This is a genomic window from Bradyrhizobium sp. JHI2711, from assembly GCF_056156565.1.
In genome coordinates this window covers 1108227-1133460 of record NZ_JBPZPT010000002.1, presented here as the reverse complement: position 1 = coordinate 1133460, position 25234 = coordinate 1108227, and the positions used below count along the sequence as shown (strand labels likewise).

23 protein-coding genes are annotated in these 25234 nt (G+C 65.1%); 8 read left to right on the top strand and 15 right to left on the bottom strand.

What is annotated here, in order from left to right; translation table 11 throughout:
- Positions 1-307 precede the first annotated feature (307 nt).
- The 7 genes from ACTEK7_RS17860 to ACTEK7_RS17830 all read right to left on the bottom strand — a co-directional run bounded on the left by ACTEK7_RS17860 (position 308) and on the right by ACTEK7_RS17830 (position 5895).
- Positions 308-1081 (bottom strand): thioesterase family protein, encoded by a 774-nt coding sequence (locus tag ACTEK7_RS17860; protein ID WP_035997551.1) that lies wholly within the window; start codon positions 1079-1081, stop codon positions 308-310.
- Positions 1082-1103: 22 nt separating this feature from the next.
- Complete coding sequence (locus tag ACTEK7_RS17855) at positions 1104-2072, bottom strand: NAD(P)H-dependent flavin oxidoreductase (protein ID WP_036021244.1); 969 nt, start codon at positions 2070-2072, stop codon at positions 1104-1106.
- 271 nt (positions 2073-2343) lie between these two features.
- Entirely contained in the window at positions 2344-3744 is a 1401-nt protein-coding gene (locus tag ACTEK7_RS17850; protein ID WP_225146318.1) for an aspartate ammonia-lyase, read from the bottom strand.
- A 30-nt stretch (positions 3745-3774) separates the two neighbouring features.
- Complete coding sequence (locus ACTEK7_RS17845) at positions 3775-4317, bottom strand: hypothetical protein (RefSeq protein WP_036021240.1); 543 nt, start codon at positions 4315-4317, stop codon at positions 3775-3777.
- A gap of 47 nt (positions 4318-4364) precedes the next feature.
- Positions 4365-4967: a YqaA family protein gene (locus ACTEK7_RS17840; protein WP_081492862.1), complete on the bottom strand. Its 603-nt coding sequence runs from the start codon at positions 4965-4967 to the stop codon at positions 4365-4367.
- A 46-nt stretch (positions 4968-5013) separates the two neighbouring features.
- A complete protein-coding gene (gene hisE / locus ACTEK7_RS17835) occupies positions 5014-5418 on the bottom strand; it encodes a phosphoribosyl-ATP diphosphatase (RefSeq protein WP_035997540.1) in 405 nt (134 codons plus the stop codon).
- 117 nt (positions 5419-5535) lie between these two features.
- Positions 5536-5895 (bottom strand): hypothetical protein, encoded by a 360-nt coding sequence (locus ACTEK7_RS17830; RefSeq protein WP_225146317.1) that lies wholly within the window; start codon positions 5893-5895, stop codon positions 5536-5538.
- Between the two features lie 227 nt (positions 5896-6122).
- Here ACTEK7_RS17830 and ACTEK7_RS17825 point away from each other — a divergent pair, with 227 nt between their 5' ends.
- From ACTEK7_RS17825 to ACTEK7_RS17800, 6 genes are all read left to right on the top strand, one after another.
- Positions 6123-7172, top strand: a complete 1050-nt coding sequence (locus ACTEK7_RS17825) for an ABC transporter substrate-binding protein (RefSeq protein WP_225146316.1) — start codon at positions 6123-6125, stop codon at positions 7170-7172.
- An 82-nt stretch (positions 7173-7254) separates the two neighbouring features.
- A complete protein-coding gene (locus ACTEK7_RS17820; RefSeq protein WP_057028254.1) occupies positions 7255-9051 on the top strand; it encodes a glucan ABC transporter ATP-binding protein/ permease in 1797 nt (598 codons plus the stop codon).
- A 189-nt stretch (positions 9052-9240) separates the two neighbouring features.
- Entirely contained in the window at positions 9241-10746 is a 1506-nt protein-coding gene (locus ACTEK7_RS17815) for a D-alanyl-D-alanine carboxypeptidase family protein (protein WP_225146315.1), read from the top strand.
- A gap of 190 nt (positions 10747-10936) precedes the next feature.
- Positions 10937-12622 (top strand): long-chain fatty acid--CoA ligase, encoded by a 1686-nt coding sequence (locus ACTEK7_RS17810; protein ID WP_035997514.1) that lies wholly within the window; start codon positions 10937-10939, stop codon positions 12620-12622.
- A gap of 15 nt (positions 12623-12637) precedes the next feature.
- On the top strand, positions 12638-13192 hold the full coding sequence (locus ACTEK7_RS17805) for a DUF924 family protein (RefSeq protein WP_225146314.1): 555 nt from the start codon (positions 12638-12640) through the stop codon (positions 13190-13192).
- A 108-nt stretch (positions 13193-13300) separates the two neighbouring features.
- Positions 13301-13786: a peroxiredoxin gene (locus ACTEK7_RS17800; RefSeq protein ID WP_028180275.1), complete on the top strand. Its 486-nt coding sequence runs from the start codon at positions 13301-13303 to the stop codon at positions 13784-13786.
- A 161-nt stretch (positions 13787-13947) separates the two neighbouring features.
- Here ACTEK7_RS17800 and rnhA read toward each other — a convergent pair whose 3' ends face one another.
- Genes rnhA through ispH form a run of 3 tightly spaced genes read right to left on the bottom strand, consistent with a single transcriptional unit; the run spans position 13948 to position 16367 of the window.
- Positions 13948-14412, bottom strand: a complete 465-nt coding sequence (gene rnhA, locus ACTEK7_RS17795; RefSeq protein WP_035997507.1) for a ribonuclease HI — start codon at positions 14410-14412, stop codon at positions 13948-13950.
- Positions 14409-15392, bottom strand: a complete 984-nt coding sequence (locus ACTEK7_RS17790) for a homoserine kinase (protein ID WP_057028259.1) — start codon at positions 15390-15392, stop codon at positions 14409-14411. The genes rnhA and ACTEK7_RS17790 overlap by 4 nt, the downstream gene beginning before the upstream one ends.
- 6 nt (positions 15393-15398) lie before the next feature.
- A complete protein-coding gene (gene ispH, locus ACTEK7_RS17785) occupies positions 15399-16367 on the bottom strand; it encodes a 4-hydroxy-3-methylbut-2-enyl diphosphate reductase (RefSeq protein WP_035997503.1) in 969 nt (322 codons plus the stop codon).
- A 263-nt stretch (positions 16368-16630) separates the two neighbouring features.
- Between ispH and ACTEK7_RS17780 the strand changes: the two genes are divergently transcribed.
- Positions 16631-17326 carry a DUF1013 domain-containing protein gene (locus ACTEK7_RS17780; RefSeq protein WP_035997500.1) on the top strand — a complete coding sequence of 232 codons (696 nt, stop codon included), beginning with the start codon at positions 16631-16633 and terminating at the stop codon, positions 17324-17326.
- Between the two features lie 83 nt (positions 17327-17409).
- Here the strand turns inward: ACTEK7_RS17780 and ACTEK7_RS17775 are convergent, their stop codons facing one another.
- The 5 genes from ACTEK7_RS17775 to ACTEK7_RS17755 form a co-directional block, all read right to left on the bottom strand.
- Entirely contained in the window at positions 17410-18156 is a 747-nt protein-coding gene (locus ACTEK7_RS17775; protein WP_225126527.1) for an OmpW/AlkL family protein, read from the bottom strand.
- Between the two features lie 192 nt (positions 18157-18348).
- A complete protein-coding gene (locus ACTEK7_RS17770; RefSeq protein WP_225126530.1) occupies positions 18349-18618 on the bottom strand; it encodes a hypothetical protein in 270 nt (89 codons plus the stop codon).
- 158 nt (positions 18619-18776) lie between these two features.
- Positions 18777-20687: a propionyl-CoA synthetase gene (locus tag ACTEK7_RS17765; RefSeq protein WP_225146313.1), complete on the bottom strand. Its 1911-nt coding sequence runs from the start codon at positions 20685-20687 to the stop codon at positions 18777-18779.
- 349 nt (positions 20688-21036) lie between these two features.
- Positions 21037-22428 carry a tetratricopeptide repeat protein gene (locus ACTEK7_RS17760; RefSeq protein ID WP_225146312.1) on the bottom strand — a complete coding sequence of 464 codons (1392 nt, stop codon included), beginning with the start codon at positions 22426-22428 and terminating at the stop codon, positions 21037-21039.
- Between the two features lie 306 nt (positions 22429-22734).
- Positions 22735-23493 carry a tetratricopeptide repeat protein gene (locus ACTEK7_RS17755; RefSeq protein WP_225146311.1) on the bottom strand — a complete coding sequence of 253 codons (759 nt, stop codon included), beginning with the start codon at positions 23491-23493 and terminating at the stop codon, positions 22735-22737.
- A gap of 86 nt (positions 23494-23579) precedes the next feature.
- Between ACTEK7_RS17755 and ACTEK7_RS17750 the strand changes: the two genes are divergently transcribed.
- Positions 23580-25157 (top strand): cation:proton antiporter, encoded by a 1578-nt coding sequence (locus tag ACTEK7_RS17750; protein WP_225146310.1) that lies wholly within the window; start codon positions 23580-23582, stop codon positions 25155-25157.
- The last annotated feature ends 77 nt before the right edge of the window (positions 25158-25234 follow it).

Sequence of the window (25234 nt, the reverse complement as noted above, 5' to 3'; positions counted from 1 at the left end):
GATGCCCGCGCAATTGCCGGCGAATCAGGGAATCAACTAGACCGCTGACGGGGCTGGGAAGCGGAGAGTGAAATGAGAGTCGCTTCCCTGGAAAGTGCAGTCGCCGCGATCACGTTGATCACGGCCATCATCGTGGTGCTGTGGGGGATCAAGATCTTCTACGGTGTGTGAACTGGCAGGATGCCCTGGTCGAACACGACCTTGCATCCCTTCCGCGGCGGCGGAAGTCTGCCGTTCAATCCCGCGATACGCGAGAGAGCTCTCACACGATCGGTGTCATCGCCCGGCTGATCGCACATAGCGCCTCTCACCGCTTCTCGATCACGAGGCTCTGCACCGCGCGGCCGAAATAGCCTTGGCGGTCGGCGAGGCGTGACATCGCAAGGCCCGCGCCGTCGGGGCCGATCCAGGAATCGCCGTCGAGCAGGATCCACTCGCCGACCGGCTGGCGTGCAAAGCTCACGGTGAGGTCGGCGTTGATGTAGGTCCAGGCACGGAAGTCGAGCGTCGAGGCGGTGCCGTTGGAGAAATCGGCGGCGACCACGGCGCGCATCGCCTGCGAGACGGCCTCGCCTTCGATCAGCGGATGGTCGACACGAAACCAGATCGCGCCGGCGCCGGCCTGGCCGAAGCGGCCGCGCGCGGCGCGCATCGAGACCGATCGCACGAACGGGCTGGTGGCGGCGTGACCGTCCTCGACCAATGAATCCTCCGGCGACGGCAACGTGACCGGAAGTTCCTCGACCTCGTCGGGCAGCGTCAGCGCCTGGCGCCTGATCTTGAGCACGGTGGCGCCGACCACCTGCACGCCGTCGGCGAGCAGCTTGATCCCGCAGAGCTGGATCTTGCGGCCCTCGCGCAAGATTTCGGTGGCGATCGTGAGCGGCGCCACCGGTACCGGGCGCATCAGATCGATGGTCACGCGCGCGACATCCATCGGCACCGCCGCAGGGATGCGCTCAGCCGCCCATGTCACCAGCGATGCCGGTGCCGAGCCGTGCTGCATGCGCCGGTCCCAGGGGCCGGCTGCATCGGGGCTGGTGACGACGTCGTTGCCGTCGACGCGGTAAATGGGGGGCATGCAGCACTCGATCTGGGTGCGATCACAACGGCGGATCGATCGCTTCGTCGTATTCCTTCTTGAAGCGCGCGATCAGCTCGGCCGCCGGCACGACCTTGTCGATGCTGCCGATGCCCTGGCCGCTTCCCCAGATCTCCTTCCAGGCCTTCGGCTTGGCGCGCTCGCCGGAGGCGTCGGTGCCGAAGTTCATCTTGGAGGGATCGGACGTCGGCAGATTTTCGGGGTCCATGCCCGCCGCCAGGATCGAGGGCTTCAGATAATTGCCGTGCACGCCGGTGAAGAGATTGGAATAGACGATGTCGTCGGCGCTCGAGCCCGCGATCATCTCCTTGTACTTCTCGACCGCATTGGCCTCCTTGGTCGCGATGAAGGCCGATCCGATATAGGCGAAGTCGGCCCCCAAGATGCGCGCGGCGCGGATCGCCTTGCCGTTGCCGATCGCACCCGACAGCGCGATCGGACCGTCGAACCATTTTCGTGTCTCGGCCACGAAGGCCAGCGGCGAGATGGTGCCGGCATGGCCGCCGGCGCCGGCCGCGACCAGGATCAGGCCGTCGGCGCCCTTCTCGATCGCCTTGTGCGCGAATTTCTGGTTGATCACGTCGTGGAAGACGATGCCGCCCCAGCCGTGCACGGCCTGGTTCAGCTCCTCGCGGGCGCCGAGCGAGGAGATGATCATCGGCACCTTGTACTTGGCGCAGAGCTGCATGTCGTGGTCGAGCCGGTTGTTCGACTTGTGCACGATCTGGTTGACCGCGAACGGCGCCGACGGCCTGTCGGGATGAGCGCGGTCATAGGCCGCGAGCTCTTCGGTGATCCGCGCCAGCCATTCGTCCAGCAGCTCCGGCGGCCGCGCATTCAGCGCCGGAAACGAGCCGACCACACCCGCCTTGCACTGCGCGATCACGAGATCGGGCACCGAGATGATGAAGAGCGGCGAGCCGATCACGGGGATCGACAGGCGCCCCTTGAACAAGGCAGGCATGGACATTGCGGTACGATCCTCTCAGCCGGTCAAATTGAAGTTGGGAGCCATACCAACAAGGCAATCTTTCCACTGTCAAGTATTGCGTTTTGGCGCCGCAGCGGAGGCCATTCCCGCAATTCCAAGCAGCGGAATTCCTCACCCGTCATTCCGGGACGAGGCGGAGCGTCGAGCTATGATGCGCGATTGCGCATCAGAGAATCCATCGGGCGTCAGCACGCGTGGCGAAATGGATTCCGGGCTCGCGCTTCGCGCGCCCCGGAATGACAGCGACCGCCTACCCGATCAAATCCGGGTTGATCAGCCGCTCGAACGAGAACATCTCGTCCCACTTCTCCTGCGTCAGCAGCTTGCGTTCGGTCACGACGATCTGGTGCAGCGACTTGCCGGTCTTGTAGCCTTCGCGCGCGATCTCGGCGCATTGCTTGTAGCCGAGCAGCGGCTTCAGCACCGTGACGATGCCGAGCGAGTTCAGCACCATGTTGCGGGTGTGCTCCTCGTTGGCGGTGATGCCGACGACGCAATTCTCGCGCAGGCTGTTGACCGCGCGCTCCATGGTGCGGATCGAGAAGAACAGCGCGAACGAGATCACCGGCTCCATCACGTTGAGCTGGAGCTGGCCGGCGCTTGCCGCCAGCGTCACCGTGGTATCGAGGCCGATGACGAGGAAGCTGGTCTGGTTGACGACTTCGGGAATGACCGGATTGACCTTGCCGGGCATGATCGAGGAGCCCGGCTGAAGCTGCGGCAGGTTGATCTCGTTCAAGCCCGCGCGCGGACCGGAAGCGAGCAGGCGGATGTCGTTGCAGATTTTCGTCAGCTTGCTGGCCGTGCGCTTGAGAACGCCGGAAAGCTGCACATAGGCGCCGGTGTCGGAGGTCGCCTCGACGAGATCGCCGGCGAGGATGAAATCGACGCCTGTGAGCGCGCTGAGGTGCCGGACGGCGAGCTTGGGATAACCGACCGCCGCCGTGACGGAGGTGCCGATCGCGGTGGCGCCGAGATTGATCTCGCGCAGCAGCGCGCGCGCTTCCGAGATGCGGTCGACCTCCTCGCCGATCGTGGTGCCCCAGCCCCGGAATTCCGCGCCGAGCGACATCGGCACCGCGTCCTGCAGATGCGTGCGGCCCATCTTCAGCACCCGCTCGAACTCGCGTCCCTTGGCGAAGAAGGCTTCCTGGAGCTGACGCAACGCCGTCATGTAGCTCTTGAGCCGCAGGATCAGGGCCAGCCGAAAGGCGGTCGGATAGGTGTCGTTGGTGGACTGGCCGTAATTGACGTGATCGTTCGGACTGACGTGCTGGTAGTCACCCTTGGCAAAGCCGAGCGATTCCAGCGCGAGGTTCGCGATCACCTCGTTGGCGTTCATGTTGGTCGACGTGCCGGCACCGCCCTGGATGAAATCGGTGACGAACTGATCCATCATGTCGCCCGCGATGACGCGGTCGCAGCCGAGGATGATGGCGTCCGCGACCTTGGCGTCGATCGCGCCGAGGTCGCGATTGGCCATCGCGGCGGCCTTCTTGACGTAACCGAGCGCCTTCACGAAGTAAGGCTCCTGGTTCATCGGAATGCCGGTGATGTGGAAGTTCTCCTTACCCCGGATGGTCTGGACGCCGTAATAGATGTCGTCGGCGATCTCACGCTGTCCGAGGAAGTCCTGCTCCGTGCGGCTCATGGGCGCTCCTTGGTTCTCGCGCGCCGGCCTTCAGTTCTGGCACAGCGCGCTGGTCACGAAAGTGTCGGTGCGGCAGTCGTCCGGTTTACGTTGCCGGCCCGGGATCAGGACCTTGGCCGAGCATTTTTCCGCGGAGTCGGCGTTCAGGCTCTTGCCTTCCTTGTAGCCCTTGCCCTGGCAGAGCTGGTCGGCCGCCTGCTTGCAGTCGGGCGCGCCGTTCGCAGAGACCGGGCAGATCACGCGCCCCGACACCATGGTCGAAGGCTTGGCCAGCCGCGACAGGTCATCCATGGTTTCACTGGGGCTTTTGATCGGCGGCAGGATCGAAGGCAGCTTGTCGAACAGCTTGCCCATTTCGTTGATCAGCCCGGGATTCTCCTCGCGCGCCGGCGGCGCCGAGGGAGCGGGCGTCGATGGCGACGGGCCGGCCTGCGCTCCCTGCTGCTGAAGGCCGAGCGCCGGCGGGGCGGATTGCGGCCGGGCCGTCCCTCCGGCAGCGAGCAGCAGCAGCAGCAGCGCTGTCGACATCAGCGTCCCATGCCGTGCCGCCGGATTGCCGGATCGAACCATCATGACGACAACCGTAGCCGAAGCCGGCGCGGCGGCAAAGCGCCGCGGCTCTAGATCAGCTTGATGGCGATAACGAAGCCGAGCACCAGCACGATCGCGCCGAGCGCGACCCACAATCCGAGATGCCGCTCGATCCTGACCCGGATCCAGTCACCGTAGCGGTTGAGCAGGATCGCGACGACGAAGAAGCGTCCGCCGCGCGCGACGATCGAGCACAGGACGAACAGGAGGATGTTGTAGCCGGCAAAGCCCGAGGTGATGGTGACGAGCTTGTAGGGGATCGGCGTCAGTCCTTTGAGCAGGATGATGACCGCACCCCATTCCGCATAGGAGGCGCGGAAGGCGTCAACCTTGTCGGCGAGGCCGTAGACCTGGATCAGCCACTGGCCGACCGAGTCGAACAGCAGCGCGCCGATGGCGTAGCCGACGACGCCGCCGAGCACCGAGGTCACGGTGCAGATCGCGGCATAGAACCAGGCGCGCTGCGGCCGCGCCAGGGACATCGGAATCAGCATCACATCCGGCGGGACCGGAAAGAAGGAGCTTTCGGCGAAGGACACGATGCCCATGATCCAGAGCGCATAGGGCTTGTGGGCGGCGTCGATGCACCAGTCGTACATTCGTTTCAGCATGGCGCCGCGATGAAGCACCATGGGACGGATTTGTCCATCGCCAGTTTTTGAGCGATTTGTGACGCTTCTAGTGGCGCTTGCGCGCGGCACGGCCGTCGAGCGCGACAATAGGCCGCCGCGAGGCTATGCGCGGTGACGCGACTTTGGGCAATTTCGGCGGCGACTTCGGCAGTTTCTCGGCAATTCCGAGCATGTCCTCCCGCCGCGTCATTTCCCGCCAGACGTCCTCGGGGCGCACTCCGGCCGAAGCCCACAGCACGGTGAGATTGTAGAGCAGGTCGGCGCTTTCCCGGATCACGGCCTCGCTATCGCCATTGACCGCATCGATGACGACTTCGATGGCCTCTTCGGCGAGCTTCTTTGCCATTTTTGAGGGCCCACGCTGAAACAGCCGGGCCGTGCGCGATGTTGCCGGATCAAGGTCTCTGGCCGCGAGCACAGCCAGATATAGCCGCTCAAGCGAATCACTCATGGTACGCAAAACTACTCGAAACAAATGGCCGGCGTGTTAACACGCGGCAATGTAAGCAAAAAACAGGGCGCCGCGGCAAGCGCGACGGCCTGTTCGTCGATCAGAATGGCCGATCCGTCAATAGCAGCTGTAGCCGGAATAGCCGTGGGCGCAGGGGTTCTTGTAGCCGCCATAGGTGTAGCGGCGGCCCGAGTCGTAGTAATAGGAACCATAGCCGGGGCCGCTGTAATAGACCGGGCCGCCCTCGTAATAGTAACCCGGACCCGGATCATAGGCGTAGGCATTGCGGCTGGCTGCGATCGCGAGGCCGGTCGCGGCGAGGCCGAACATCGCGGCAGCAGCGGCGCCGCCGCCACCGCCATGCCAATGACGACCGCCAGCGTAAGAGGCGGTGGGTGCAGCGGCAGTCAGGGCCACCACGGCGGCCGTGGCCAGAACGGCCTTGCGGCCGACGAACTTCGAAAGGCTGTCAAACATGATCTGGACCCTCCTTGGGACCTCGGATTGTGCCTGACGACAGGCTGATGTCTGTCAAACACTCACCACCTAAGTAGGTTCCCCAATCCCAACACAAGCTGAACGGGGTTGCGTAACGATGCCGCAAGCCCGCTCATCCGCCGTTCATGTTCGCGCGCGCACGTTCGTCGCGGGCCGGCGCTTGCCAAGCGTCACGAAACCATAACATTGCGGGGCCGGCGCGACCGATGTCCGGATTCAAGACGATCGCCCTTCAATGCCTGTTGGCCCTTGCAATCGCGTTCACCGCATCGACGGTGCGCGAATGCATTGCGGCCGAGAGCGGCACTCCCTCGACCGCCATCCGTTTCACCTTCGACCGTCCTATCGATGCGAGCATGGCGCCATTCTTCCTTGCGGCGAAGGACGGCAGGTTCGGCGCCGAGCATCTCAACGTGTCCTTCAACAGCGCGAGCGGATCGCCAGAGGCGCTCGCACGGCTCGCCAAAGGCGACAGCGAGCTCGCGCTCGTCGACATCAACGAGCTGATACGCTTTCGTGACAAGGACGACGCGGCGCCGGTCAAGGCCGTGTTCGTGCTGTTCGACCGCGCGCCTTACGCGATCGTCGCGCGCAAAAGCCGCGGCATCCGTCTCCTGCCCGACCTCGACGGCAAGACCGTCGGCGTTGCCGACGGCGATCTGTCGATGCGACTGTGGCCGGCGCTGGCGCAGCAGAACGGCATCAAGGCATCGCACGTCAAATTCCACAAGATCAGTGCCGCGGTGCGCGAGCCGATCCTGTCCGCAGGACAGGTCGATGCCGTCGCCGGGTTCAGCTATCTCTCGGCGGTGAACCTGCGCGATCGCGGCGTACCCGAAGCCGATCTCGTCGTGCTGCGCTATGCGGACTACGGCTGTGAGGCCTACGGCTTTGCCGTAGTCGCCAACACCGCCTTCGCCGCAGCGAAGCCGGATGCCGTGAAAGGCTTCGTCCGCGCCTTGATTGCGGGCATCACCGCGACGGCCAGGGAGCCGGCGCGTGCGGCGGAGGAGGCCGCGAGCCGCATCGACGACGGCGACCGCAATTTGGAGCTGAAGCGCCTGCACGCGGTCCTTGCCGACAATATCCTGACCGACGAGGTCAAGCGCAACGGCCTCGGCGGCGTCGAGCCGGCGCGCCTGGAACGTTCGATCGATCAGATCGCGCGGGACTTCAAATTCCGCAAACGGCCGACGGCTCGCGACGTCTTCGACGGCCAGTTCCTGCCGCCGCTGGCAGAGCGGCTGATCAACTGAGCAAAACTGAAAGCTTGCGCTGTATCTCGCGGCGGTCCCTGCTTAGAATGTGAGCTCCGTCGTCACCGAGTCCCCCGCCCGCATGTCCATTCTCCGACTCTACACCCGCGTTCTTGAGCTGCTCGGCAAGGAGGCGCGGCTGGGCTGGCTGCTCGCGGTCGCCAACCTCCTGCTGGCGGGATCCCAGTTCGCCGAGCCCGTGCTGTTCGGCCGGATCGTCGACGTGCTCTCGGGTAAGACCGTGGCCGGCTCGAGCTCGGCCTGGCCGTTCCTGGTCGCCTGGGTCGCGTTCGGACTGTTCACCATCGTCTGCAGCGCGCTGGTGGCCTTGCAGGCCGACCGGCTCTCGCATCGTCAGCGCCAGGCGGTGCTGACCGACTATTTCGAGCACATCCTGCAGCTGCCCTTGACCTTCCACTCCGGCACCCATTCCGGCCGGCTGATGAAGGTCATGCTCAACGGCACGGACGCGCTGTGGCGGCTGTGGCTCGGCTTTTTCCGCGAGCATTTTGCCGCGATCCTTTCGGTCCTGGTGCTGCTGCCGTTGTCGCTCTACCTGAACTGGCGGCTGGCGATCCTCCTGTTCGTGCTCTGCATCGTCTTCACGGCGCTGACCACCTTCGTGGTGCGCAGGACCTTCGGCATGCAGATGGCGGTCGAGGAGCACTACAGCGAGCTCTCCGCGCGCGCGTCTGATGCGCTCGGCAACGTCGCGCTGGTGCAGAGCTTCGTGCGCGTCGAATCCGAGGTCAAGGGGCTGCGCTCGGTCGCCGACGAGCTGCTGGCCGCGCAGATGCCGGTGTTGTCGTGGTGGGCGCTGGTCACGGTGATCACGCGCGCCTCCACCACCATCACGGTGCTCGCGATCTTCACCCTCGGCATCGCGTTGCACGACCAGGGCCTGACCTCGGTCGGCGAGATCGTGATGTTCGTGAGCTTCGCGACGCTGCTGATCCAGAAGCTCGAGCAGGTGGTCAGCTTCATCAACAACGTGTTCATGGAAGCTCCGCGGCTGCGCGAGTTCTTCAATGTGCTCGACGCCGTGCCCGCGGTGCACGACCGGCCCGACGCAATCGATGCCGGCAGGCTGTCGGGCCTCGTCGAGTTCAACGACGTCACGTTCTCCTATGACGGCAAGCGGCCGGCGATCGAGGACCTCACCTTCACCGCGCTGCCGGGCCAGACCATTGCGCTGGTCGGCCCGACCGGGGCCGGCAAGTCCACCGCGATTGCGCTCCTGCACCGGGCCTTCGATCCGCAATCCGGCGTCATCAAGATCGACGGCATGGACGTGCGCGGCGTCACGTTGACCTCGCTGCGGCGGAACATCGGTGTCGTGTTCCAGGAAGCGCTGCTGTTCAACCGCTCGATCGCGGAGAACTTGCGCGTCGGCAAGCCGGATGCGACCGAGGCCGAGATGCGTAAGGCGGCGGAGCGCGCGCAGGCGCTGGAATTCATCGAACGCAGCGGCGGCTTCGAGACCAATGCCGGCGAGCGCGGCCGCATGCTCTCCGGCGGCGAACGGCAGCGGCTCTCGATCGCCCGCGCCCTGCTGAAGGACCCGCCGATCCTGATCCTGGACGAGGCGACCTCCGCGCTCGACGCGGTCACCGAGGTCAAGGTGAACGCCGCTCTCGACGAAGTGATGAGGGGCCGCACCACCTTCGTGATCGCCCATCGCCTCTCCACCATCCGCAACGCCACGCGGATCCTGGTGTTCGAGAATGGACGGGTGATCGAAACCGGAACTTTCGATGAACTCGTGGCCAAAGGCGGCCATTTTGCCGAGATGGCCAAGGCCCAGTTCATGGTGCAGGAGAACGCACGGGCCAGCGTGACGGCCGCCGAGGCTGCCGCGACAGCTGCCAAATCCCCCTAGCAAGTCCCGAGAGGACCGTCGAAATTCGGCCTACTTCGTTGCGGAATACCGCGCCGATCCCCCTATTCTCGACGCACCAGCCGGTATAGGTTTGCGACGCCGCAAGCGGCGGCGCTGGATTTCAGAACCGACAATCAGATCACGAGAACCGGCCGTATCAGGCGGATCTCCAAGGACCGGAATCGGATAGTGCACGCCCTTCGCCCGCTGCTTCGCAAATCCCTGTTCAACCTGTTCGCTGCGACGCTCGCCTGTGCCGCGACGCTCGCGCCGCGCACGGCGAGCGCCGAAGCGCTCCTGCTGATCGAGGCCGACAGCGGCAAGGTGCTGCAGGCCGAAAACGCGAGCCTTCCCTGGTACCCGGCCTCCGTCACCAAGATCATGACCGCCTATGTGACGCTGAAGGCGGTCAAGGACGGCAGGCTGACGCTCGACACGCTGCTCACGGTGTCGCCGACCGCGGCCTCGCAATCGCCATCGAAGATGGGGTTCCGCCCGGGAACCCAAGTCACCGTCGACAACGCGCTGAAGATGATGATGGTCAAGTCGGCGAACGACATGGCCGTGGTGCTCGCCGAAGGCGTCAGCGGCTCGGTCGACGGCTTCTCCGCGGTGATGAACGACACCGCGAGGAAGCTCGGCATGGCGCAGACGAGCTATGTCAATCCAAACGGCCTGCCCGCCGAAGGCCAGATCACCTCTGCGCGCGACCTCGGCATCTTGGCGCGGTCCTTCCTGCGCGACCTGCCGGAATACGAGTACTACATGCATATCCCGGCGATCCGCTTCGGCAAGCGCGTCACCGGCAATTTCAACAAGCTGATCGGCCGCTATCCCGGCGCCGACGGGTTCAAGACCGGCTTCATCTGCGCCTCCGGCTACAACCTCGTCGCCTCGGCCACGCGCAACGGCCGCCGGCTGATCGCGGTGGTGCTCGGTGCAAACTCCGGCACGGCACGCGCGGTGAAGGCGGCGCAGCTCCTGGAGCGTGGCTTCGCTCCGGACAACCTCACCTGGCTGCGCCCCTCGCTCGGCACGGTCGACAATCTCGTGCCGGTCGATGCCACGCCGCCGAACCTGCGCGACGAGATGTGCGGACCCAACCGCAAGCGGCCGGCCAGCGACGACGACGATGCGCTGATTGCGGCCAGTGGCGGCGCGACCGGATCGGGCTCCGCCACCGGCGGCGCGGCCCAGTTCACCTTCTTCACGGCAGGCCTGCAGCCGCCGCTGATGAAAGCTTCCGAGCTGATGGCCTCGGCTGCGGCTCCGACCGAGCCCGTGCTGGTCTATACCGGCCCGACCCGCACCGGCACCGCCCTGATTGCCGCTGTGGCAGCCGATGCCGACCAGCAGGCCGCGTCCAAGCCGCGCGCCAAGAAGCCGCGCGTCGCCAAGAAGCCAGACGCCGCCGACAAGCCGGCCGATAAGCCCAAGGACACCAAGACCGCGGCGGCCAAGCCGGATGCCAAGCCGACTGACGGCAAGGCGGCCAAGCCGGCCACGCCCCAACCGGCCGCAACCAAGCCGGCTGGCGCCAAGCATGCCGCGACCAAGCCGGATGCGGTGGCGAAGCCCGCCGAGAAGCCTTCGGCCGGCGGCGATCAGGCGGCGAAGCCCGCCAAGCCCAAGGCAGCGACGACCCCCGCTGCGACGAAGCCTCCCGCCGCGGCCAAGCCGGCCAACAACAGTTAACGCCGCTCGGCACTAAACCGCAGCCCCGCTTCGCACCTGCGGCAGCACCGTTTTGCGACGATTCCAGTAGCGACGGCCCGACCTTTGCCCTAAGCCACGACGGCTTGCCACCCGTTCCGGCAAGCTGGATACTGGCGACAACGAGGCAAGCCCGAGAACAACGGGCCCTGGTCAATGAGGGGAGTCTTCCATGGAGCGCATCTGGCTCAAGCAATATCCGCCCGGCGTGCCTGCCGATATCGAGCCGACGCAATACGCATCGCTGGTCGACCTGCTGGAGGAGAGCTTCACCAAGTTCGCCGACCGCAAGGCATTCATCTGCATGGACAAGTCGATCAGCTATCGCGACCTCGACCAGATGTCGGTCGCGCTTGCCGCTTACTTGCAGGGCCGCGGGCTGCAGCGCGGCGCGCGTATCGCCATCATGATGCCGAACGTGCTGCAATACCCGGTCGCGACGGCCGCCGTGCTGCGCGCCGGTTTCGCGGTGGTCAACGTCAACCCGCTCTATACGCCGCGCGAGCTCGAGCACCAGCTGAAGGATTCGGGCGCCGAAGCGATCATCGTGCTGGAGAACTTCGCCCACACCGTCGAGCAGGTGATCGCGAAGACGCAGGTGAAGCACGTCATCGTCGCCAGCATGGGAGACCTGCTCGGCTTCAAGGGCGTGATCGTCAACCTCGTCGTCCGCCGGGTCAAAAAGATGGTACCGGCCTGGTCGTTGCCGGGCTCGGTCTCCTTCAACGACGCGCTGTCCGCCGGCCGCGGCATGACGTTCAACAAGCCGAAGCTGTCGCCCGGTGACGTCGCCTTCCTGCAATATACCGGCGGCACCACCGGCGTCTCCAAGGGCGCGACGTTGCTTCATCGCAACATCGTCGCCAACGTCTTGCAGAACGATGCCTGGCTGCAGCCGGCGCTCGCTTCTCCGCCGCATGTCGAGCAGCTCATGATCGTCTGCGCGCTGCCGCTCTATCACATCTTCGCGCTGACGGCCTGTTATCTGCTGGCTGTGCGCGCCGGCGGCTGCAACCTGCTGATCCCGAACCCGCGCGACATACCCGGCTTTATCAAGGAGCTGGCGAAATACCAGGTCAACACCTTCCCGGCCGTGAACACGCTCTACAACGCCTTGATGAACCATCCCGACTTCAAGAAGCTCGACTTCTCCAAGCTGAAGATCTCGAACGGCGGCGGCATGGCGGTGCAGCGCCCCGTTGCCGAGCAATGGAAGAACATCACAGGCTGCAGCATCGCCGAGGGCTACGGCCTGTCGGAGACGTCGCCTGTCCTGACCTGCAATCCGCCCACGGCGACCGAGTTCGCCGGCTCGATCGGCATCCCCGTGCCGTCGACTTACATCTCGATCCGGGACGACGAGGGCAACGAGGTCCCGCTCGGCCAGGCGGGCGAGATCTGCGCCAAGGGCCCGCAGGTGATGTCCGGCTACTGGAACAGGCCGGAAGAAACCGCCAAGGTGATGACCGCGGACGGCTATTTCCGCACCGGCGACATCGGCGTGATGGATGAGAGGGGCTATATCAAGATCGTCGACCGCAAGAAGGACATGATCCTGGTCTCCGGCTTCAACGTCTATCCGAACGAGGTCGAGGAAGTCATCGCGAGCCATCCAGGCGTGCTCGAATGCGCCGTGATCGGCATCCCCGATTCCAAGTCGGGCGAAGCGGTGAAGGCCTTCGTGGTGAAGAAGGACCCGAACCTCACGGCGGATGCCGTGATCAAGTTCTGTCACGACCAGCTCACCGGCTACAAGGTGCCCAAGCACGTCGAATTCCGCAATGACCTGCCGAAGACCAATGTCGGCAAGATCCTGCGTCGGCAGCTGCGCGACGAGAAGAAGGCGGAGGCGGCGTAAGGCGCGCCTCCGTTCATGGCTGACGCCCGCGACATCACGCCATCAGGCGTTCTCGCCTTCTGGCGAGAGGCCGGGCGCCAACGCTGGTACGAGCGCAGCGATGATTTCGATGCGGAGATACGACGCCGCTTTCTCTCGCTGTGGCAGAAGGCGGCCGCCGGCGAGCTTGCCTCATGGGAGACAAGCGACGACGGCGTGCTGGCACTCGTCATCGTGCTCGACCAGTTTCCCCGCAACATGTTTCGCGGCACGCCGCAGGCCTTTGCCAGCGACGCACAGGCGCGCGACGTCGCCCGCCGCGCCATCGCGCGCGGCGTCGATCGCAGGGTCGATCCCCTCCTGCTCGAATTCCTCTATTTGCCCTTCATGCATTCCGAGCACCTAGCCGACCAGTTGCACTGCGTCGCGCTGTTTCAAAACACCGACAATGCCGAAAGCCTGAAATACGCGCGCGACCACGCCGATATCATCGCGCGGTTCGGCCGCTTTCCCCACCGCAACCGTCTCCTCGGCCGCGACACCACCGAGGAGGAGCAGGCCTTCCTCGACGGCGGCGGTTTTGCCGGCTGATGACATCACGGTGAACGGCCGCCATCCTCGCCGCTTCCGCCGCCGGCAATATTGTGCAGGCCCGCCGCCCGGTCTAAAAAGCGGGACCGATTTTCAGGGAGAGTGACGATGGCGATCCAGATTGGCGACAAGCTGCCCGAGGCGAAATTCCGCGTGATGACGGCGGAAGGCCCGCAGGTGAAGACCACCGACGACATCTTCAAGGGCAAGAAGGTGGCGCTGTTCGCGGTCCCCGGCGCCTATACCGGCACCTGCCACAAGATGCATCTGCCGAGCATCTTCCTCAACGCCTATGCCATGAAGGACAAGGGTGTCGACACCATCGCCATCGTCTCCGTCAACGACGCCTTCGTCATGAACGCCTGGAAGCGCGACACCGACCAGCGCGACGAGGCCGTCTTCCTCGCCGACGGCAATGCCGACTTCACCAAGGCGATCGGCATGGAGCTGGACGCCTCCGCCAACGGCCTCGGCATCCGCTCCAAGCGCTATTCGATGCTGATCGAGGACGGCGTGGTCAAGAAGCTGAACCTCGAGGCGATGCCCGGCAAGGTCGAGGTCTCCGGCGGCGATACGCTGCTCGGGCAGCTGTGAGGCGCCACCGGTCTTAGCCACACATGACGCTGTCATGCCCCGCGAAGGCGGGGCATCCAGTACGCCGAGGCTTCTCGGTTGAATCAGAAACCTATCGGAGTACTGGATCGCCCGGTCAAGCCGGGCGATGACAGTGGTGAATGAGGCGACGATGGCGCCCCCTACTCCCTCACCCGCTGCTGCAACCGCGCCATGACGATGCCGTCGCGCGCCAGCTGGTCGGCGCGCTCGTTCTCGGGGTGGCCGGCGTGGCCCTTGACCCAGTGCCAGCGGACCTCGTGCTGCTTCAGCGCTGCGTCGAGGCGCTGCCATAGCTCGACATTCTTCACCGGCTTCTTGTCGGCGGTGCGCCAGCCGTTGCGCTTCCAGCCGAAGATCCAGCCGGTGATGCCCTGCCGGACATACTGGCTGTCGGTGTAGAGGTCGACCGTGCACGGCCGCTTCAGCGCTTCGAGCGCCGAAATCGCCGCCATCAATTCCATCTGGTTGTTGGTGGTGTGCGGCTGGCCGCCGTTCAGCTCCTTTTCCTTGTCGCCGAACTTCAGGATCGCGCCCCAGCCGCCCGGCCCGGGATTTCCCGAGCAGGCGCCGTCGGTATAGATCGTGACATTGGGAAGCTCGCTCACGCCACCAGTCCCGACGGGGTCAGCCCATATTCGCGCACGCTCGTCACGCTCTGATGGAAGCGCAGCTTGCGGACATATTCGAGCGGATCCTTCGGCTTGACCAGCGCGCCTGCGGGCACGTTGAGCCAGTCGACCAGCCGCGTCAGCAGGAAGCGGATCGCCGCGCCCCGCGCCAGCAGCGGCAGCGCGGCCTCTTCGGCTTCGCTCAGCTTGCGCTCCCGGCCATAGGCGTTGAGGAAGGCACGCGCCTTGGTGACGTTGAAGGAATGATCCGGCTCGAAGCACCAGGCGTTGAGGCAGATCGCGACGTCATAGGCCAGCATGTCGTTGCAGGCGAAGGTGAAGTCGATGATCCCCGAGAGCTTGTCGCCGAGGAAAAAGACGTTGTCGTTGAAAAGGTCGGCGTGGATCACGCCTTCGGGCAGGTTGCTCGGCCAGACGCCGCTCGAGAGATAATCAAGTTCGGCGGCAAGAAAATCGCGCAGACCGGGCTGCACCTCGTCGGCGCGGCTTGAAGCTGCGTCGAACAGCGGCCGCCAGCCGGAAACCGAGAGCGCATTGGTGCGCTTGATCGCAAAATTCGCGCCTGCCAGATGCATCTTCGCCAGCCCCTCGCCGACCCCGGCGCAATGGGTCGCGTTCGGCTTGCGCGGCCAGACGCCTTCGAGGAAGGTGATGATCGCTGCGGGCCGGCCTGCCAGCTCGCGCAGCGCCTCGCCGTCTCTTGCCTTCACAGGCAGCGGACAATTGACGCCGTGCTCGGCCAGATGCGTCATCAGCGCGAGAAAGAACGGCAGATCGTTCCTTGCCACGCGCTTTTCGTACAGCGTGAGGATGAACGAGCCTTTGCTTGTGTGCAGCAGGAAGTTGGAATTTTCGACGCCCTCGGCGATGCCCTTGTAGGAGAGCAATTCGCCGAGATCGTATTGCTTCAGGAAATCCGCAAGCTCGTCGGCGGCGACGTCGGTGTAGACCGCCATCAAGGTCTACTCGGCGGCAGCTTCGGGGCGCACCTGACGCGGCAACGGGAAGAACTCGTTCTCTTCCGCGGCCGAGACCGTCTCCACGTGCAGCGTGTAGCGCTCGGCGAAGGCGTCCATGATCTCCTCGACGATCACCTCAGGCGCGGACGCGCCAGCGGTGATGCCAAGGCTCTTGATGTTGCCGAACCTGCTCCAGTCGAGGTCCGCGGCGCGCTGCGCCAGCACCGCGATCTTGCAGCCCTCGCGCTCGGCAACCTCGCGCAGGCGCTGCGAGTTCGACGAGTTGGGAGCACCGACCACGATGAGCGCGTCCACCACCGGCGCCACCTTCTTCACCGCGAGCTGGCGGTTGGTGGTGGCGTAGCAGATGTCTTCCTTGTGCGGCCCGTTGATGTTGGGGAAGCGTTCCTTGAGCAGCGCGACGATCTCCGCGGTGTCGTCGATCGACAGCGTGGTCTGCGTCACGAAGGCGAGGTTGTCGGGGTCCTTCGGCGTGATGGTCTTGGCATCCTCGGCGGTCTCGATCAGGGTCACTGCGCCGGGCGGCAGCTGGCCGAGCGTACCGACTACCTCGGGATGGTGGGAATGGCCGATCAGGAAGATCTCGCGGCCGCGCTTGAAATGGATCGCGGCCTCGCGATGCACCTTGGTCACCAGCGGGCAAGTCGCATCCAGCGAGAACAGGTTGCGGGACTGGGCGTCGGCCGGAACCGATTTCGGTACGCCATGGGCCGAGAACACCACCGGGGCGGTGGTATTCTCGGGGATTTCGGCGAGCTCCTCGACGAAGATGGCGCCCTTCTTCTTCAACCCATCGACGACGTACTTGTTGTGCACAATCTCGTGGCGAACATAGACGGGGGCGCCGTACTTATCGAGCGCCCGTTCCACGGTGTCGATCGCCCGGACCACCCCGGCACAGAAGCCGCGGGGAGAACAAAGCACGATCTTGAGGTCTGGTTTGGCTGACATTGAGCGATCTCGGGACCGAATCACCCGATCGCGTTCTGCCGGGGCGGTCGATGGATGGGAATTTGGCTTAAAACTGTCGGCTTGAACCTTACAGCGGTTCAAAGGGAATTGGGCCCCCTTTCGGGCGGTGTCAAGGCACTATCTATAGCAGAACCATTGCATGGCTACCCCCTCCGGGCTTATATAGCGCGAATTCCCTGTCATCGCTGATGACCACCGGTTTCGCCTCCAGAGGGGTGGGCGAAGCACAAAGGAGATTTGCCATGAGCAACGCACCTCTGATGCCCAAGGCGACCGCCGTTTGGCTGCTCGACAACACCGCGCTGACATTCGACCAGGTCGCCGATTTCACCAAGATGCATCCCCTCGAGGTGCGCGCCATCGCCGACGGCGACGCCGCCCAGGGCATCAAGGGCATGGATCCCCTCTCCAATGGCCAGCTGACCCGCGAGGAAATCGAGAAGGGCGAGAAGAACCCGGACTACCGGCTCCGCCTCCAGGAGAGCAAGGTGGTGCTGCCGCCCCAGCCCAAGCGCAAGGGCCCGCGTTATACCCCGGTCTCGCGCCGCCATGAGCGCCCGAGCGCCATCCTCTGGCTGCTGCGCAACCATGCGGAGCTCAAGGACGCCCAGATCATGCGCCTGGTCGGCACCACCAAGAGCACGATCGCGAGCGTGCGCGACCGTACCCACTGGAACACCTCGGCGCTGACCCCGATCGACCCGGTCACGCTCGGCCTATGCTCGCAGATCGAGCTCGATTTCGAGGTGCAGCGCGCGGCGAAGGAGAAGCCGATCGACGCAGCCTATGGCGGCGCCACCCTGCTGCCGGCCTCCGAGACCACCCGCAAGGACGAGTACGAGCCCGCGGAGAAGTCCAGCGACGACCTCAACGTCGACGCCGTGTTTGCCAAGCTGAAGACGCTCGGCGGCAAGAAGCACGAGGACGAGGAGGAGTAATTCCTCTCGTTCATCCACCATCAACGCAAACGCGGCAGGAAAACCTGCCGCGTTTTGTTTGTACGCCCGAGCTGGGCTTCAGGTCAGAACTTGTAGGTCACACCCGCGCCGACAAGCCACGGATCGATATGCGCGGTGCCGGTGACCGGCAGGCCGGAGACGATGGCGCTGTAGTTCGGGCGCAGCCAGAGCTTCTTGACGTCGACATTGAGACCCCAGTGCCGGTCGATCATGTAGTCGAAGCCGAACTGGACGGCGCCGCCCCAGGCGTTGCTGACGTGCAGGTTGGTGGTGGTGGCGACGATCGCGGGCGGACCGGCGATCGCGGAAGGCGCATTGGCCGCGGAATTGTTGAAGAACACGGTGTAGTTCACGCCCGCGCCGACATACGGCTTGAACGCGCCGAACTGGTCGAAGTGATATTGCAGCGTCAGCGTCGGCGGCAGCAGCGTGGTCTTGCCGATCGGCAGATTCGCGAGCGAGCCGGTGCCGCTGATCGAATGCCTGGTCACGCCCAGGATCAATTCGGCAGCGATGTTCTTGGTGAAGAAATAGCTGATGTCGAGCTCGGGGACGACCTGGTCGCTGATCGACAGGCCTGAATTCGGCGACGACAGCGAAGGCACGCCCGCGACATTGACGGTGCTCCCGCCCGCATCCGGCAATACGCCGAGCACCCGCAGGCGGATCATCCACGGATTGAACGCCTCCACCGGCACCGGCGCCTTCTTGTAGACCGGCAGATCTGCCGCCTGCACTGATGCAAAAGTGCCCACGAGCATCGCGCCGAGCGTCGCGACCCGCGCCAAGTTTCTTATCGTTCCATCCATTTTCAATCCCCTTCAACCATGTCGACGCGTCGTTGCGCGACATCAGCGTCAGAGCAGAAAGAGAATGGTGAAGGATTTGATGCCGATCAAACCAGGACTATCGCGACGCGATTTGGCCCCGGCGTTGCAGATGTGTCACGGAAACCGCGAATGCAAAGCGGGTGGCGCGGCAGCATAGTGCCGCAGCTCACATCACGGGCGCACGGGGTTGTTCAGCATGTACTCGCCGAGATCGCGCTGGCGGCGGTCGGCGCGCGCGGTGGCCGCGTTGCGCTGGACGTCGCGGTCCTTGCGGCAGGCTACGTATTCCGGCGAGCCCTGCGCATAGCCGCGGCTCTGGCAGACGGCGTCGTCATCATCGCCGCCCGCCGCCACCGGATTCTGGTAGCGCGCCGAGCAGGCGGAGAGAGCGACGGCGAGAGCTAAGGCGGTCAGCAGGCGTGGCGCGGCGGCAAGTGGCATACGAGGTCCCCTATCGGCCGGCCCTGTTTAGCGCGGAATGCGGAGATTGTAAGTCCCTGGACGCCGTTCCACGCTCGCTGTCGTTCCCCGCACAGGCGGGCGATGACAGTGGAGAGCGGTGAAGCAACGCCCTTCCCGCCCCGGGATGACGCTTCGCCTCACATCCGTCCCTTCAGCGCCTCGCCGATCTCCTCGAGTGCCTTGGGATCCTCGATCGTCGCCGGCATGGTCCAGGATTCTCCGTCGGCGATCTTCTTGATGGTGCCGCGCAGAATCTTTCCGGAGCGCGTCTTGGGCAGGCGGCCGACGGTGATGGCGAGCTTGAACGCCGCGACCGGGCCGAGCTTGTCGCGCACCAGCGCGATGATCTCCTTCTCGATCTCGGCCGGCGGGCGCTTCACGCCTGCCTTCAGCACCAGGAAGCCGCAGGGCACCTCGCCCTTGATCGCGTCCTTGACGCCGAGCACGGCGCATTCGGCGACATCGGGATGCGAGGCCAGGATCTCCTCCATGCCGCCGGTGGAGAGGCGATGCCCGGCGACGTTGATGATGTCGTCGGTGCGGCCCATCACGAAGATATAGCCGTCCTCGTCCTTGTAGCCGGCGTCGGAGGTTTTGTAATAGCCGGGGAATTCGTTCAGGTAAGCCTCCTTGAAGCGCGCGTCCTGATTCCACAGCGTCGGCAGGCAGCCCGGCGGCATCGGCAGCCTGATGACGATCGAGCCCATGGTGTTGGGGCCGACCGGCTTTGCCGCTTCGTCGACGACATCGACCTGATAGCCCGGCATCGGCACCGTCGGCGAGCCGTGCTTCACCGGCAGCATGCCGAGGCCGACCGGATTGCCGGCGATGCACCAGCCGGTCTCGGTCTGCCACCAATGGTCGATCACCGGTACCTTCAGCTGCTGCTCCGCCCATTCCACGGTCGGCGGATCGGCGCGCTCGCCGGCGAGAAACAGGGTGCGGAATTGCGAGAGGTCGTACTGCCGGATGAATTTCCCTTCCGGGTCGTCCTTGCGGATGGCGCGGAAGGCCGTCGGCGCGGTGAAGAAGGCCACCGCCTTGTGCTCGGAGATCACGCGCCAGAACGCGCCGGCGTCGGGCGTGCCGACCGGCTTGCCCTCGTACATGATCGTGGTCGCGCCATGCAGCAGCGGGCCGTAAACGATGTAGCTGTGGCCGACCACCCAGCCGATGTCGGAGCCGCACCACCAGACCTCGCCCGGCTTGACGCCGTAGAGGTTGAACATCGACCATTTCACCGCGACGAGATGCCCGCCATTGTCGCGCACGACGCCCTTCGGCACGCCTGTTGTGCCCGAGGTATAGAGGATGTAGAGCGGGTCTGTCGCGGCGACAGGCACGCACGCCGCGCGCTTGCCGTCGTTCAGCGCCTTGCGCCGCAGGCTGGCCCAGTCGTAATCGCGGCTCGGCGTCATCTCGCAGGTGAGCTGCGGACGCTGCAGCACGATGCAGGCCTTCGGCTTGCTGCTGGCAAGCTTGATCGCCTCGTCGAGCAGCGGCTTGTACTGCACGATGCGGCCGGGCTCGATGCCGCAGCTGGCGGACAGGATCAGCTTGGGCTGCGCATCGTCGATGCGGGTGGCAAGCTCCTTCGCGGCAAAGCCGCCGAACACCACCGAGTGCACCGCACCGAGCCGCGCGCAGGCGAGCATCGCGACCACCGCCTCCGGCACCATCGGCATATAGAGGATGACACGATCGCCTTTGGCGACGCCGAAATCCTGCATGATTGCGGCGAGCGCCCGGACCTCGTTCAGCAGTTCGGCATAGGTGAGCTTGGTGACCGAGCCCGTCAGCGGCGAATCATGGATCAGCGCGACCTGGTCGGCGCGGCCGCGCTCGACGTGGCGGTCGAGGGCGTTGTAGCAGGTGTTGACGACGCCGCCGGCAAACCAGCGGCCGTAGGTTCCTTGCGAGGGATCGAAGACCTTCGTCGCAGGCTCGATCCAGTCGATCTCCTTCGCCGCCTCGGCCCAGAAGCCCTCGGGATCGGCCAGCGAGCGCGCATGGACTTCATGATAGCTGCTTTTGCCCTGGATATTCATTCCCGCGCTCCCGTTCCCTTTATTCACCTGGCTTGAACCTCGTGGCAGGACAGGCGCCCCGCCATGACCAGGATCAATTGCCGGCCTTGTTGGAGCCCATTTTCCCGGGAACGGGCCGCGGTTCAAGGTGAAAAGGATGGGTTTTTGGCGGAGAGGTGTGAAGCTTGCGCGGCATCGGCAGTCGGCTCCCTCGTTGGGGTGGGGGTGTCTCCGCGTTGGGATCGTGCAAGATCCATGAGGTCCCCAAGAGGAGAGAGCCCTCACCCGCCGCGCTCTCCGAGCGCGTCGACCTCTCCCGCAGGCGGGAGAGGTTACGGAACCAGCCGCAAGGCTTCAGCTCCTTCGCCTCTCAGCTCTCCATCGCGTTCAGCCGCTGCAAGCGGTCCTGCATGATCTTCTTCAGATCGTATCCGGGGCGGCGGAAGCTCGCATTGCGCGTCGTGAGGAACTCGCGCTGGGTCTTGCGCAGGTCGCTAGCGGAACGTCCTTTGGAAGCCCTCAGCACGCGTTCATAGGTCTCGGCGATCTGACGGTCGAGCACGCCGAGCTGCGGATCGGCGCAGATCACTTTCTCGACCTCACGCTTGGCGGTGGCGCACTTGAAGGACGGACCGCTATCGTCGGCCGAGCGCGCATGCATTGGGCCCGGCGACGCCGCGCCGAACCTGGCGATCTCGGCAATCATGCTGCGGCGGCCGTTCGCTGCATTCTCGTTGCCGGGATCCAGCTTCAGCGCCGTCTCATAATCGGCAAGCGCCCTCTTGCGCTCGCCCATCTTCTTGTAGAGCACCGCGCGGTTGTTGTAGGTCTTCGCGAAATTCGGATCGAGCTTCAGCGCAGCCTCGTAGTCGCTCAGCGCCGCCCCGAGCTCGCCTTTGAACTGGTAGGAGTCGCCGCGGTTGGTCAGGAAGTTGGCGCGCTGTTCCCGCCGGATCGCCTGGTCGTAATCGGCAATCGCCTTGTCGTACTCGCCCATCGCAGCATAGGTCAGGCCGCGGTTGTCGTAATATTCCGGCACCTTCGGGTCGAGCCTGATCGCCTCGCCGTCGTCGGCGACCGCCTTTTCGAGCTGGCCGAGCTTCTTGTAGGCCGCGCCGCGGTTGGTGTAGGTGCGCGCGCGGTCGGGATCGAGCCGCAGCGCCTCGTCGAAATTTCTGATCGCCTTCTCGTTGTCGCCGCCGAGATAATAGGCCACACCACGGTCGGACCAGGCTTGCGCATCGTCCGGCTTCAGCTTGATCGCCTGGTCGTAATCGGCGAGTGCGCGGTCGAGGCGGCGCTGATTGGTGTAGACGACGCCGCGCAGCTCGTAAGCTTCGGCATCCTGCGGGTCGAGCTCGATCGCCTTGGTCAGATCCGCCGCGGCGCGATTGAGATCGCCGCCGGCCTCGCGCAGGAGATCGCCGCGCACGCGCCAGGCCTTCGCGTTCTTGCCGTCGAGCGCGATGGCGCGGTCGAGATCCCGCAGCGCCTGTGACTGGCCTCCAAGGGTCTGCGCATTGGCTTCGGCGCGGACGACGAGGGCCGCGCTGCGTTCGGCGGCCGAATTGGCGGTCTGGTCGATGATGGCGCTGCACGCGGAGATCAACTCGACCGGGGCGGCCTTGCTTCCCAGCACGCACTCGGTGCTCGCCGCGGCGGGAGCCGCGAGAACGAAACTCATGGCCGCGCCGAGAAAGAGGGCGCGAAGCGAGATTTTGGCAGGCGAAAGCGCTTGCGCGGAGGCGTGAGTGCCGCACATGACATAGGGCTCCGTGACGTCCGGTTCTCACCGTTGTCGCAGCTGGCAAGCGATGGGTTCAAACCGGGCCTGGGAGGGACGGAGCGCTGCCGGCTCTCCCTCGCCCTGCTTGGGCAGGACTATCGCATATGAGATGTGGCTATGGGCACCGGCTGTCTCCACAGCGTCATGGCCGGGCTCGTCCCGGCCATCCACGTCTTTTCACACGGCACAAAGAACGTGGATGCCCGGTACAAGCCCGGGCATGACGACCCCTGCAATATTCAAATGCGATTGCCCTGCCGCTTGCCGGGAGAGGCGAAAATCTCAATATCCATCCACACCGTTCAGCCGCTGCAAGCGCTGCTGCATCGCCTTCTTCAGGTCGTATCCCGGCCGGCCGAAATCGGCATTGCGGCGCGCGATGAACTCGACCTGCTCGCGCTGGAGCGCTTTGACCTCGGCCGCATTGCGCGCCTCCCGGATCGCACGGGCATTGGAGGCAAAGACCTCGCGATCGAGATCGGCGAGCTCGCGATTGCCGCAGATCGCCCGTTCCACCGCCCGACGCGCTCGCCCGCAATTGAAGCTGGGCTTGCCGGCGACCGCCATCTGCGCGCCGATCCGCTCGATCTCGCGCGCCATCGCCTTGTGATTGGCTTTGGCCTTCTCGTGGTTCGGATCGATCCTGAGCGCTGCGCCGAAATCCTGCACCGCCTTCGGCTTGTCACCCTTCTTCAGCCAGAGTTCGCCGCGCGCATTGAAGACGTCGGCAAGGCCGGGATCGAGCAGAAGAGCACGGCTGTCGTCGGCGATGGCATGGTCCACCTGATTGTGCCGCGCATAGAGCGCACCGCGCGCGATCAGAGCCTTGATCAGATCGGCCTTCGTCGTCTTCTCGTTGTCGATCACTTCGGCGCAGGCAGTGGCGGCCTTGTCCATGTCATCGGCTGCGGCCGCGGCGAGGCAGGGCGCGACATCGACCTGCGTCACAGCCACCGGCTCGCCGCCGGTCGCGGCATCGGCCGGGGCGAACGATAGCGCATAGAGCAGTCCGGCGCCGATCAGCTGAATGAGAAAACGCATGCGTTGCAGTCGAAGCCTTGTCGTCGATGTTAAGCTCTTGCCTTGAAGCCGCACTATCCATCATACGGCCGGATTGGTGCTAGCTTGTGGCGCCGCTGAAATCGGCTTCGGGGATCATCGTGTCGACATTCGAATGGATCATTGTGTTGCTGCTCGGCGCGGTTGGCTTATCGGCGCTGGCGCGGCGGATCAAGGTGCCCTACCCGACCTTTCTCGCCATCGGCGGCGCGCTGATCGCCTTCGTGCCGTCGAGCCCGTCCTGGACGCTGGAGCCGGACCTCGCCCTTGCCCTTTTTGTCGCGCCGGTCCTGCTCGATGCCGCCTTCGACACGTCGCTGCGCGACCTTCGCAAGAACTGGGTTCCGGTCTCGACCCTGGTGGTGGCCGCGGTCGGCCTCACCACGGCCGCCGTGGCCTATGTCGCGCACCGGCTGATGCCCGACATGCCCTGGGCCGCCGCGGTCGCGCTCGGCGCCATCGTGGCGCCGCCGGATGCGGCCGCTGCGGTTGCGATCCTGAGCCAGGTCAAGCTGCCCCACCGCATGGTCAAGGTGCTGGAGGGCGAAAGCCTGCTCAACGATGCCAGCGCGCTGCTGATCTATCGCATCGCCGTCGGCGCGGTCGCCACCGAGCATCTGACCTGGAGCCAGGTCGCCCCGACCATGGCGCTGGCGCTGGTCGGCAGCGTCATCGCTGGTCTGGCCGCAGGCCGCATCATTCCGCTGTTCATGGAGCGGGTGACGGAGGCGCCGAGCGCCATCATCGTGCAGTTCGCCACCACCTTCATGGTCTGGATCGCCGCCGAGCATCTCGGTCTCTCCGGCATCCTCACCATCGTGGTCTACGCCATCACGGTCGCGCGCACCGCACCGGCGCGCATCCCGGCGCGGCTGCGGGTGCCGTCCTATGCGGTGTGGGAGACGACCGTGTTCGTGCTCAACGTGCTCGCCTTCATGCTGATCGGCATGCAGATGCGGCCGATCTGGACGCGGCTGAATGCGGACGTGCGCTGGGAATATTGCGTGGCCGCCGCCTGGATCCTGCTTACGGTGATCCTGGTACGCCTGTTCTGGGTGACGTTCTATCGCACGAGCCTGCGGGTGCTGATCGCGCAGGGGCTCTATCATCCCAAGGATCCGCAGCAGGTGGCCTCGCCCAAGGGCGGGCTCATCATCTCCTGGTGCGGCATGCGCGGCCTCGTCACGCTCGCCACCGCCTTTGCCCTGCCGGAAAACTTTCCCTATCGTGACTTCATCGTCTTCATCGCGTTTGCGGTGGTGCTGGGATCGCTGGTGATCCAGGGCCTGACGCTGCGGCCGCTGATCCTCGCTTTCAACCTCAAGGACGACGATCCCGTCGGCATCGAGGTCGCCCGCGGCCGCGCCGTGGCCTATCGCGCCGCGCTCGATGCGATCGAGAGCGATCCGTCGGAGGAGGCGGAAATCCTGCGGCTCGAATATCGCGCCATCCTGATGCAGGCCGAGACCGATCCCAACGGCGGCATCAGCAACGGCGAACTGCCCGCCGATCCCCTGCGCCGCCGCGCTATCGAGGCCGCGCGCAAGGCGATCTTCGACCTGCGCGCCACCGAGGTGATCGGCGACGATGCGTTTCATCGGCTCGAGGAGGAGCTCGATCGCGCAGAATTGAGCGCGGGCGGATGATGTCTCTCCGCTGTCGTCCCGACAAGAGTTTGGGCGCTCTGCAATGTGCGCCGAGTCACACACAGCATCCCGCAGCT

What these genes read in the sequence shown, in the direction of transcription:
- ACTEK7_RS17860 (WP_035997551.1), bottom strand. Translation starts at nt 1,081, where the DNA reads ATGCCCCCCATTTACCGCGTCGACGGCAACGACGTCGTCACCAGCCCC.
- ACTEK7_RS17855 (WP_036021244.1), bottom strand. Translation starts at nt 2,072, where the DNA reads ATGTCCATGCCTGCCTTGTTCAAGGGGCGCCTGTCGATCCCCGTGATC.
- ACTEK7_RS17850 (WP_225146318.1), bottom strand. Translation starts at nt 3,744, where the DNA reads ATGAGCCGCACGGAGCAGGACTTCCTCGGACAGCGTGAGATCGCCGAC.
- ACTEK7_RS17845 (WP_036021240.1), bottom strand. Translation starts at nt 4,317, where the DNA reads ATGATGGTTCGATCCGGCAATCCGGCGGCACGGCATGGGACGCTGATG.
- ACTEK7_RS17840 (WP_081492862.1), bottom strand. Translation starts at nt 4,967, where the DNA reads ATGGTGCTTCATCGCGGCGCCATGCTGAAACGAATGTACGACTGGTGC.
- hisE (WP_035997540.1), bottom strand. Translation starts at nt 5,418, where the DNA reads ATGAGTGATTCGCTTGAGCGGCTATATCTGGCTGTGCTCGCGGCCAGA.
- ACTEK7_RS17830 (WP_225146317.1), bottom strand. Translation starts at nt 5,895, where the DNA reads ATGTTTGACAGCCTTTCGAAGTTCGTCGGCCGCAAGGCCGTTCTGGCC.
- ACTEK7_RS17825 (WP_225146316.1), top strand. Translation starts at nt 6,123, where the DNA reads ATGTCCGGATTCAAGACGATCGCCCTTCAATGCCTGTTGGCCCTTGCA.
- ACTEK7_RS17820 (WP_057028254.1), top strand. Translation starts at nt 7,255, where the DNA reads ATGTCCATTCTCCGACTCTACACCCGCGTTCTTGAGCTGCTCGGCAAG.
- ACTEK7_RS17810 (WP_035997514.1), top strand. Translation starts at nt 10,937, where the DNA reads ATGGAGCGCATCTGGCTCAAGCAATATCCGCCCGGCGTGCCTGCCGAT.
- ACTEK7_RS17805 (WP_225146314.1), top strand. Translation starts at nt 12,638, where the DNA reads ATGGCTGACGCCCGCGACATCACGCCATCAGGCGTTCTCGCCTTCTGG.
- ACTEK7_RS17800 (WP_028180275.1), top strand. Translation starts at nt 13,301, where the DNA reads ATGGCGATCCAGATTGGCGACAAGCTGCCCGAGGCGAAATTCCGCGTG.
- ACTEK7_RS17790 (WP_057028259.1), bottom strand. Translation starts at nt 15,392, where the DNA reads ATGGCGGTCTACACCGACGTCGCCGCCGACGAGCTTGCGGATTTCCTG.
- ispH (WP_035997503.1), bottom strand. Translation starts at nt 16,367, where the DNA reads ATGTCAGCCAAACCAGACCTCAAGATCGTGCTTTGTTCTCCCCGCGGC.
- ACTEK7_RS17780 (WP_035997500.1), top strand. Translation starts at nt 16,631, where the DNA reads ATGAGCAACGCACCTCTGATGCCCAAGGCGACCGCCGTTTGGCTGCTC.
- ACTEK7_RS17775 (WP_225126527.1), bottom strand. Translation starts at nt 18,156, where the DNA reads ATGGATGGAACGATAAGAAACTTGGCGCGGGTCGCGACGCTCGGCGCG.
- ACTEK7_RS17770 (WP_225126530.1), bottom strand. Translation starts at nt 18,618, where the DNA reads ATGCCACTTGCCGCCGCGCCACGCCTGCTGACCGCCTTAGCTCTCGCC.
- ACTEK7_RS17765 (WP_225146313.1), bottom strand. Translation starts at nt 20,687, where the DNA reads ATGAATATCCAGGGCAAAAGCAGCTATCATGAAGTCCATGCGCGCTCG.
- ACTEK7_RS17760 (WP_225146312.1), bottom strand. Translation starts at nt 22,428, where the DNA reads ATGTGCGGCACTCACGCCTCCGCGCAAGCGCTTTCGCCTGCCAAAATC.
- ACTEK7_RS17755 (WP_225146311.1), bottom strand. Translation starts at nt 23,493, where the DNA reads ATGCGTTTTCTCATTCAGCTGATCGGCGCCGGACTGCTCTATGCGCTA.